The organism is Micromonospora sp. NPDC002411 (assembly GCF_053592955.1).
The window spans coordinates 1-8,431 of the sequence record NZ_JBSFBM010000298.1 but is presented as its reverse complement, the minus strand read 5'-3'; the positions used below and the strand labels follow the sequence as shown (position 1 = coordinate 8,431).

General features: G+C 72.6%; 7 protein-coding genes and 1 pseudogene. 3 read left to right on the top strand and 5 right to left on the bottom strand.

Going from position 1 to position 8,431, the window contains the following annotated elements; all coding sequences use genetic code 11:
• Nucleotides 1–96: 96 nt before the first annotated feature.
• Complete coding sequence (locus ACWCO3_RS27225; protein ID WP_450012738.1) at nt 97–804, bottom strand: DUF305 domain-containing protein; 708 nt, start codon at nt 802–804, stop codon at nt 97–99.
• Between the two features lie 138 nt (nt 805–942).
• Here ACWCO3_RS27225 and ACWCO3_RS27220 point away from each other — a divergent pair, with 138 nt between their 5' ends.
• Both ACWCO3_RS27220 and ACWCO3_RS27215 read left to right on the top strand, forming a co-directional pair.
• Nucleotides 943–2,388 (top strand): LVIVD repeat-containing protein, encoded by a 1,446-nt coding sequence (locus ACWCO3_RS27220; protein WP_355026438.1) that lies wholly within the window; start codon nt 943–945, stop codon nt 2,386–2,388.
• 182 nt (nt 2,389–2,570) lie between these two features.
• Nucleotides 2,571–3,782: an SLC13 family permease gene (locus ACWCO3_RS27215; RefSeq protein ID WP_450012737.1), complete on the top strand. Its 1,212-nt coding sequence runs from the start codon at nt 2,571–2,573 to the stop codon at nt 3,780–3,782.
• Nucleotides 3,783–3,816: 34 nt separating this feature from the next.
• On the opposite strand, the gene ACWCO3_RS27210 is transcribed toward ACWCO3_RS27215, so the two are convergent.
• From ACWCO3_RS27210 to ACWCO3_RS27195, 4 genes are all read right to left on the bottom strand, one after another.
• A complete protein-coding gene (locus ACWCO3_RS27210; protein ID WP_145781632.1) occupies nt 3,817–5,406 on the bottom strand; it encodes an asparagine synthetase B family protein in 1,590 nt (529 codons plus the stop codon).
• A gap of 4 nt (nt 5,407–5,410) precedes the next feature.
• A complete protein-coding gene (locus ACWCO3_RS27205; RefSeq protein WP_145781630.1) occupies nt 5,411–6,379 on the bottom strand; it encodes a DUF5715 family protein in 969 nt (322 codons plus the stop codon).
• A gap of 101 nt (nt 6,380–6,480) precedes the next feature.
• Nucleotides 6,481–7,290: an isocitrate lyase/PEP mutase family protein gene (locus ACWCO3_RS27200; protein ID WP_450012734.1), complete on the bottom strand. Its 810-nt coding sequence runs from the start codon at nt 7,288–7,290 to the stop codon at nt 6,481–6,483.
• On the bottom strand, nt 7,287–8,246 hold the full coding sequence (locus ACWCO3_RS27195; protein ID WP_450012732.1) for a cytochrome P450: 960 nt from the start codon (nt 8,244–8,246) through the stop codon (nt 7,287–7,289). The genes ACWCO3_RS27200 and ACWCO3_RS27195 overlap by 4 nt, the downstream gene beginning before the upstream one ends.
• A gap of 23 nt (nt 8,247–8,269) precedes the next feature.
• Between ACWCO3_RS27195 and ACWCO3_RS27190 the strand changes: the two are divergent.
• A pseudogene (locus ACWCO3_RS27190) lies at nt 8,270–8,431 on the top strand (endo-1,4-beta-xylanase); the annotation flags it as partial.

Here is an 8,431-nt window from a genome sequence, read left to right as displayed (position 1 = left end):
GGTCGGCGACGTGCAGGTCGGCGACGTCGTGCAGCGCTGGGGGGACAAGTTGCTGCTGGTGCTGCCCAGCGGTTCCGCCCCGCCGAACCCGAGCGCTCAGGAGCCGAGGATCTCGCGCATCCGGTCGATCTCGACGCTCTGCTCGGTGGCGACGGCGTTGGCGAACTCGTTGAGTGTCAGGTCGGAGCCGACCGTGAGCAGCTTGGTGGCCATCTCGATGGCGCCCTGGTGATGCTCGGTCATCATCCGGACGAAGAGCCGGTCGAAGTCCGCGCCTCGGGTCGCGGCGAGCTGCCGCATCGCCTCGGGCGACTGCATGCCGCGCATGGTGCCGTGGTCGTGCCCCTGGACCTCCGCCGGGAGGCCACGGGTCTGCAGCCAGCCGCGCATCATGCCCATCTCCGGCCCCTGGCTGGCGCGGATGCGCTCGGCGATCGCACGGACGTCGGGATCGGCGGCCCGGTCCGGGGCGAGCTCCGCCATCGCCAGGGCCTGCGCGTGGTGCGGGATCATCATCTGGACGAACACGACGTCCAGCGAGTTGTGCGGGGCGGGGCCGACGTCACGGACCTCGTGCGCCGGGCGGGTGGCCGCTGTCTCGCCGGGGCGGCCGGGCGCGATGACGGTCAGGTCGGTGGGGACGGGGCTGGCCGTCGGCGGCGCGGTGGAGGTGGCGGGGGCGGAGACCGGCTGCCCGGTGCCCGTGCCGGTGTCGTCGCCGAGACGGATCACCAGGAACGCCACCAGCGGCAACACGAGAGCCAGTGTGACGACTGCCAGGGTGCGCGCGCGCCGATTGGTCATGGGCCACTCCCTGAGGTCGAGGTCACCGCGATGCTATCCATTGAAGAACTCACTTTCATGTGATCCAGCTCACATCGACGTTCTTCGTCGGGCGGTAACGTGTCAACCATCGTCTCTCCCTTGCGAAGGGCCCCGCCGATGATCAGACTCCACAAGCCACGGTTACGACAACTGCGCGTCGTGGCGGTCGCCACGACCGGCCTCCTCGTCGCCAGCGCCCTCGTCGCCCCGGCGAGCAACGCGCAGACGGTTCCGCAGGCGGCCCCGGCCCCCGCGCTCACCAACACGATCCCCGGCGTCGACGAGATCGTGAGCAGCCCCAACCTGCGCCAGATCGCCAATGTGCCCAAGGTCGCCCCGTTGGACGCCACCAACAGCGACATCGCCTTCCAGGGCAAGTACGCGTTCGCCGGCAACTACAACGGCTTCGTCATCTACGACATCTCGCGGCCCAGCGCTCCGACGGTCAAGGCCCGGGTGCTCTGCCCGGGGTCGCAGAACGACATTTCCGTCCACGGTGACCTGTTGTTCCTCTCCACCGACTCGTCCCGCAGCGACGACTCCTGCAACAGCACCACGCAGGGGGCGGACGTGAAGGGCTCGTGGGAGGGGATCAAGGTCTTCGACATCAAGGACAAGGCCAACCCGCGCTACATCAAGTCCGTCGAGACGGCGTGCGGCTCGCACACCCACACCCTGGTGCCGGGCAAGGACCGCAAGGCCGTCTACCTGTACGTCTCCTCGTACAGCCCGCGGGCCGAATTCCCGGACTGCCAGCCGCCGCACGACTCGATCTCCATCATCAAGGTGCCGCTGAAGAAGCCGACCGACGCCGCGGTGATCGCCGCCCCGAACCTCTTCCCGGACGGCGGTTTCCCGGGCAGTGAGACCGGCTCGGCGACGACCGGCTGCCACGACATCACCGTCTACCCGGCCAAGGACCTCGCCGCCGGCGCGTGCATGGGTGACGGCATCCTGCTCGACATCAAGAACCGGGAAGCACCTCGGGTCATCAACCGGGTCCGGGACGAGGTCAACTTCGCGTTCTGGCACTCGGCGACCTTCAACAACGCCGGCACCAAGGTGATCTTCACCGACGAGCTGGGTGGCGGCGGGGCGGCGACCTGCAACGAGACCGTCGGCCCGAACCGGGGCGCGGACGCCATCTACGACATCTCCGGCCGTGGCAACGCGCGGAAGATGACCTTCCGCAGTTACTACAAGATCCCCCGGGCGAACGCCGACACCGAGAACTGCGTGGCGCACAACGGCTCGCTGATCCCGGTGATCGGTAAGGACATCATGGTCCAGGCGTGGTACCAGGGCGGCATCTCGGTCTGGGACTTCACCGACTCGGCCAAGCCGAAGGAGATCGCCTTCTGGGAGCGTGGTCCGCTCTCGGCCGACCGACCCGTCGGCGGCGGCACCTGGTCCGCGTACTACTACAACGGCCACATCTACTCCAACGACATGGTGAAGGGCCTGGACGTCCTGGAGCTGAACGACTGGCGCACCTGGACGGCCAAGCTGACCCGCTACCAGGAGCTCAACGTGCAGACCCAGCCCAGCTACCTCGGCTGGTAGGCACCGAGCACGCAACCGGGCCCGGTCCCCGATCGTCGGGGGCCGGGCCCGGCCACGTCCGGACGGGTGCCCACCGCATCGATCCGCCTGCCCTCGTCGGCGGCGGCGCAAACGGTGGGGCTGGTCACCAGCGCGCGGGGTTGCCGGGCAGCTGACCAGGGGCTGTGCCAACGTGAGCAGATGTGACGCTTGCAGCCCCGCCCGAACCGACCACGCGTTGGCGGCCCCACCCGCTGGACGTGGTGGCGGCCGTGCTCGCCGTGGTCGGCGCGGCCTGCGCGCTGAGCGGGCTGCTCCCCCGCGCGGAGACCACCCAGACCCTGCACCGGATCCTGCCGCTGCTGCTGTTCCTCGGCACCGTGATCGTGCTGGCCGAGCTGACCGCCGTGGCCGGTGTCTTCGACGTGCTGGCCAGTCGACTGGCCCGGGCCTCCCGGGGCAGTTGGGCGGCGCTGTTCCTGCTCTGCGGCGGTCTCGCCACACTCACCACCCTCGTGCTCAACCTCGACACCACCGCCGTGCTGCTCACCCCGGTGCTGCTCGCGCTGGCCCGGAACCTGCGGATCCCCGCCGCCCCGCTCGCCGTCACCACGGTCTGGCTGGCCAACACCGCCAGCCTGTTGCTGCCGGTGTCGAACCTGACGAACCTGCTGGCGGCCGACCGGGTCGGCCTGGCGCCCCTGACGTACGCGGCCAGGATGGCGTTGCCGCAGATCGCCGCCGTCGCGGTCACCATGGCCGTGCTCTGGTTCGGGTGGTGGCGGCGGGACCGACCCGTCGGCGGACGGTTCGTTCCGCCGGCCCGCCACGTGCCCGCCGATCCGGTGCTGCACCGCACGGCGCTGGCCGGTTGTCTGCTGTTCGTCGCCGGCATCCTCGCCGGAGTGGAGATTGGTCTGGCCTCCACCGTCGCGCTCGCGCTGGTGCTGGTCGGGTTCCTCGTCCGCTCCCCCGCCACGCTGCGCCCGGGGCTGGTCCCGGTGCGCCTGCTCTTCTTCGTCACCGGCCTGTTCCTGGTGGTGCAGACCCTCGGCCGGCACGGTCTGGACGACCTGGTCGGCAACCTGCTCGGCGCCGACGGCGGTGCGCTGGGCGCGCTGCGCGCCGGGGGCACCGGCGCGCTGCTGGCCAACGGGGTGAACAACCTGCCGGCCTACCTGGCCGGCGAGTCGGTGCTGCCGAGCGCTGACCACACCCGCCTGCTGGCCCTGCTGATCGGCACCAACGTCGGCCCGCTGGCCGCCCCCTGGGCGTCGCTGGCCACCCTGCTCTGGTTCGAGCGGTGCCGGGCCGCCGGGGTGGCGGTGCCGGTGACCCGGTTCGTGCTCACCAGCACGCTGCTCGCGGTCACCGGCACGCTCGCCGCTGTCGGCGCGCTGCTGCTGGTGAGCTGAACACCGGCCGACCCGACGCCCGGGTGGCCTCTGTTCAGCGGCGGGCCGGGCGCGGGCCGACCAGTCGACGGACCACCGGCGCGGCGTTCCACTTGGCCGCGCCGACCAGGTCACGGGCGTGCTCCAGGACGGTGTAGTCGGGCCGGCTCAGCCCGTCCGCGATCGCCCGGTCCAGGTCGTTGCCGCAGCGACTGAGGACACTGTCGAAGTCCCGGCGGACCGGCTCCTGCAGGTCGTAGCCGAACGACCGGTGCAGCCGGGCGAAGAGCGGCTTGTACAGCCGTACCCGCTCGTGCAGCCCCGACGAGTAGGACATCGGGTGCTTCGGGCGGCGCAGGATGTAGTCGGGCAGCACGTCCGCGAACGCCCGCCGGACGATCCACTTCTCCTGTCCGTGGCGCAGTTTCAGATCCAGCGGCAGCCGCATCGCCAGTTCCACCACGCTGAGGTCGAGGAACGGCAGCCGCGCCTCCACCCCGTGCCCCATGGCGGCCCGGTCGACCCGCTGCAACTCCGTACGACACAGGTTGCGGATCCGGTGCAGGAACAGCCTGCGCGCCGCGGCGGGGCCGACCTGGTGGTACATCGGGTAGCCGCCGAACAGCTCGTCGGAGCCGTCGCCGGTGAGCACCACCTTGATGCCCAGGTCGCGCAGCCTCCGGAAGATCGGCACCGAGACCACGGCGTTGATGATGTCGCCGTACTCGGTCAGCTCGGAGATCCGGATCGCCTCGCGGACGTCGGCGAGCCGGATGTCGCGCGGACGCAGCTCGACCACCACGTGCGGCACGTCGAGGTCGGCGGCGAGCCGCCGGGCGTACGCCACGTCGGGGCTGTCCGCCACGCCGACCGTCACCGCGACGCAGTCCGGGTGGATGTCGCGTACCTGCCGCAGTGTCAACGAGCTGTCCAACCCACCGGAGAGCACCACCCCGACGGTCAGGTCGGTCTCCACCCGCATCCGGATCGCGTCGCTCAACGCGGCACGGACGAGCAGGGCGGCCTCGTCCGGGTCGTCGATGACCGGCAGACCCGCGCCGATGGTGAGCAGGTCGACGTGCGGCCTCAGTCGCACGTGCCCGTCGACCTCCGCCCAGCCGTGGTGCCCGGGCGGCACCTCGGAGACCGGGGCGCCGTGCCCGACGAGCGCCTTGACCTCGGAGGCGAGGTGCAGGCAGCCGGGGCGGCGGGACCAGTACAGCGGCTTCACCCCGACCGGGTCGCGGGCCAGGTACGTCCGGCCGGTGGCCCGCTCGACGACCGCGAAGGCGTACTCGCCACGCAGCCGGGTCACCGCCGCCTCGCCCCACTGCTGGAACGCGGCGAGCAGCACCTCGGTGTCGCTGTCGGTGCGGAAGGCCTGCCCGAGGCGGGTCAGCTGCGCCCGTAGCTCCCGGTAGTTGAAGATCTCGCCGTTGAAGCAGAGCAGCCAGCGTTCGTCGGTGGAGGTCCACGGTTGCACCGCCCGGTCCCGGTCGACGATCCGAAGCCGGCGGGTGCCGGCGAGCAGACCGTTCTCGGACCGGGTCTCGGTGACCTCACCGCGAGGGGCCAGGACGGCGAGCATCCGCCGGAACGTCGCCGGGTCGGCCTCGGGGCCGATGCTCAACGCGATGCCGCACACCGGGTCAGACCCCCATCTCGGCCTCGTAGGCCCGGCGCAGGCGACGGCGGGCGGTGGGCGCGAGGCACAGGTGCCACGCCTGCCCCTCGTCGATGACGTTCAGCTCTCCGGCCTTCTGCCGGTTGAGCAGCAGTTCCGCCAGGGTGTCCCGCGCTCCGAACCGCTCGAACCAGGCCAGTTCGACGTCGACGGAGTAGCCGAGGCAGTGCCCACTGGGCAGCATCGCGGCGTAGCCCAGGCGGCGCAGCCGGTACTGGTGTTCGGCGCTGCGGACCAGGCTGGTGACCCACAGCGGCGGGGTGGCCGGCGGCGCGGCGGCGGTGAACTCCCGTCCGATGTCGTTGAGCAGCGCCACCACCTCTCGGCGGGCCCGGCGGAACAGCAGTCCCGCCGTACGCGGGGTGACGTCCGGCCGGAGCCGTCGGCGCAGGCCGCGCGCGGCCCGGCCGAGCATGGTGGCGGGCTGCTCCTGGTAGCGGAAGCGCAGCAGGTCGCGGCGGCGCAGCCACTCCAGGTCGACGAGTTCGGCGCTGCCGTTGACCTGGTCGTCGGTGACGAACGTCGGAGCGTCCTGCCACCACAGCACGTCGATGCGCGAGAGCAGGTAGATCCGGACCAGCGCGGTCAGGTCCCTCGCCGAGGTGCGCTCGTTCGGCTGGTAGCGGGCCATTTCCAGCAGCAGCGTCTCGCGGGCGCCGATCAGCCCCTGTGGGGTGGCGTCGAGGACCGCGGCGAGCGCCGGCTCCCGCAGTCGCTCGTCGATGAGCACCTGTCGGGCCCGGGTGCTCGTCGCGTCGGCGAGGGCGCCCACCTCGACCAGGAGTTCGGCCACGGCGGCCCGGTAGGCGGCCAGGTCGGGCTCGGCGGTGGGGAGGCGGCGGGGTGCGGTGCCGGAGGGGCGCCGCCGGGCCGGGGCGGTGGGTGTGGCGGGAGGGCCGGGTTGCTGTCCCGGACTACGGCTGGGCACTCGCATGACGGGGGTCCCTTTCCTCCGGTCCCACATTGGGTACTTCGCCCTGTAACACACCGTAATCGCCGCGACCGGAGCGGACCGAACAATTCTCCTATCTACCCCTAAGGGAGCGAACCGTCCGGTTGCGTCGGTGCCAGCCGTTGCACCTCGGCGTATGACGGCAGCCCCGCCGGGGCTTCGAGCCCGTCGACGCGTACCCCGTCGGCGGCGGTGAGCGCGGCGGCCAGCGCCGCGCGGAACAGCAGCGAGCCGGTGCTGACCCGGGCGATTCCGACCCGGCTGAACTCGTCCAGCCCTGGACCGCCGGGTTGGTACAGCGCGTTCACCGGGGCGTCGATCCGCTCGGTGAGCCCGCGCAGCGTGGCCAGGTCCACGACGCCGGGCACGAAGATCCCGTCGGCGCCCGCCGCCCGGTAGGCGCGAGCCCGGGCGAGGGTCTGCGGCAGCGGGTCGTCCACGCCGAGCCACCAGGTGTCGACGCGGGCGTTGACGAACAGGTCCGGCACGGCCGTCTTCACCGCCGCGACCTTGTCGGCGAGGTGCTCCGGGTCGGCGAGGGTGCCGTCGGCGCGCCCGTCCTCCAGGTTGATCCCGACCACGCCGAGCCCCGCCAGCTCCGCCACGTACCCGGCCACCTCCGCCGGGTCGTCGCTGAACCCGGCCTCCACGTCGACGCTGAGCAGCACCGGCAACCGCGCCAGCCGGCGAGCCAGGGCCAGGGTCTCCCCGGCGGTGGCGGCGGTGCCGTCGGGAAGGCCCGCGGTGGCGGCCACTCCCAGGCTGGTGGTGCCGACCGCCGGGTGGCCCCGCGCGGCGAGCGCCGCCGCCGAGGCGTGGTCCCACGCGTTGGGCAGCAGCAGGGGGCGGCCGCCGTGGTGCAGGGCGTGGAACGCGGCACGAGAGTCGATCATCTGACGCTCACCTCCAGGTCGGTCGGGACACGCAGTGTGGGGTGCGGCTCGTGACGCAGGTCGGTCCGGGTGCGCCGGCAGCGTGCGCGCAGCACGTCGAGCACTCCGGCGGCAAGGGCCAGGGCGTGCCGGTCGCCGGGGCAGCCGCGCTCCCCCGCCCCGAACGTCAGCAGCCCGGCACCGGGGCGACCGGGTCGGAACGCCGCCGGCTCGGTGAACACCAGCGGGTCGCGGTTGGCCGCGTCGAAGCGCAGCAGCACCGGGCTTCCCGCCGGCAGATGGTGTCCACCCAGTCGTACCCCTGTGGTGGTGACGCGCCGGGTCGCCCGCACCGGCGGGTCGAGCCGCAGGACCTCCGCGAGCAGCGCGGTGGTCCCCGCCGCCCCGGGCTCGTCCCCGTCGGGCCGGCCGCCGGACGGCGGCAGCAGGTGGTGGGCGGCGGCACCGATCAGGCCGGCCGTCGCGTCGCAGGCCTGGACCAGCAGACCGATCAGGTTCGCCCGGACCTCCGGCGGGCCCGGCGGCACGAGGGCCAGCAACGCCTCCACCGCCGCGTCGGCCCGCCGGGTCGACGCCGGGTCGACCCCCGGGTGGTACGCGGCCGCGACGACGGCGACCGCCGTCCCGGCGGCTACCGGGTCGGCGAGACCGAGTCGTTCGGCCAGCACCCGCAGCGGCACCGGGCGGGCCAGTTCACGCATCACGTCGAGGCGGTCACCGGCGCGGTCCAGGACGGCGACGGTCCGCTGGGCGGCCTCGCGCCGCAGCGCGTCCGGGTCCAGGTCGGCCAACGCGTCGACCACTGTCGCCCGACGCTGGGCGTGCCGGTGCGGTGCACTGAACCGGCTGACCGAGGCGCGCAGCCAGGCAAGCGTGCCGGGCGGGCCGCTCTCGACGGGCGGTACCCGCAGGTTCGGGTCGGTGAGCGCCGCGCGTACGTCGGCGTGCCTCGTCACCCACCAGCCGTGTTCCGGCACATGTGAGGGTGGGCCGCAGTGCGGCGTTCCCGCGGCGGGGGCGATGTCGGGCCACGTGTCAGTCACCGCACTTCGGCGCGGCGGTGGCGGCGTACAAGCTGTCCGACTCGGCGTACACCACGATCTTGAACCGTGAGTTCAACTCGGTGACGCCCGAGAACGAG

Excerpts from the sequence above, each read along its gene's own strand:
- ACWCO3_RS27225 (WP_450012738.1), bottom strand. The coding sequence starts at position 804 with ATGACCAATCGGCGCGCGCGCACCCTGGCAGTCGTCACACTGGCTCTC.
- ACWCO3_RS27220 (WP_355026438.1), top strand. The coding sequence starts at position 943 with ATGATCAGACTCCACAAGCCACGGTTACGACAACTGCGCGTCGTGGCG.
- ACWCO3_RS27205 (WP_145781630.1), bottom strand. The coding sequence starts at position 6,379 with ATGCGAGTGCCCAGCCGTAGTCCGGGACAGCAACCCGGCCCTCCCGCC.
- ACWCO3_RS27200 (WP_450012734.1), bottom strand. The coding sequence starts at position 7,290 with ATGATCGACTCTCGTGCCGCGTTCCACGCCCTGCACCACGGCGGCCGC.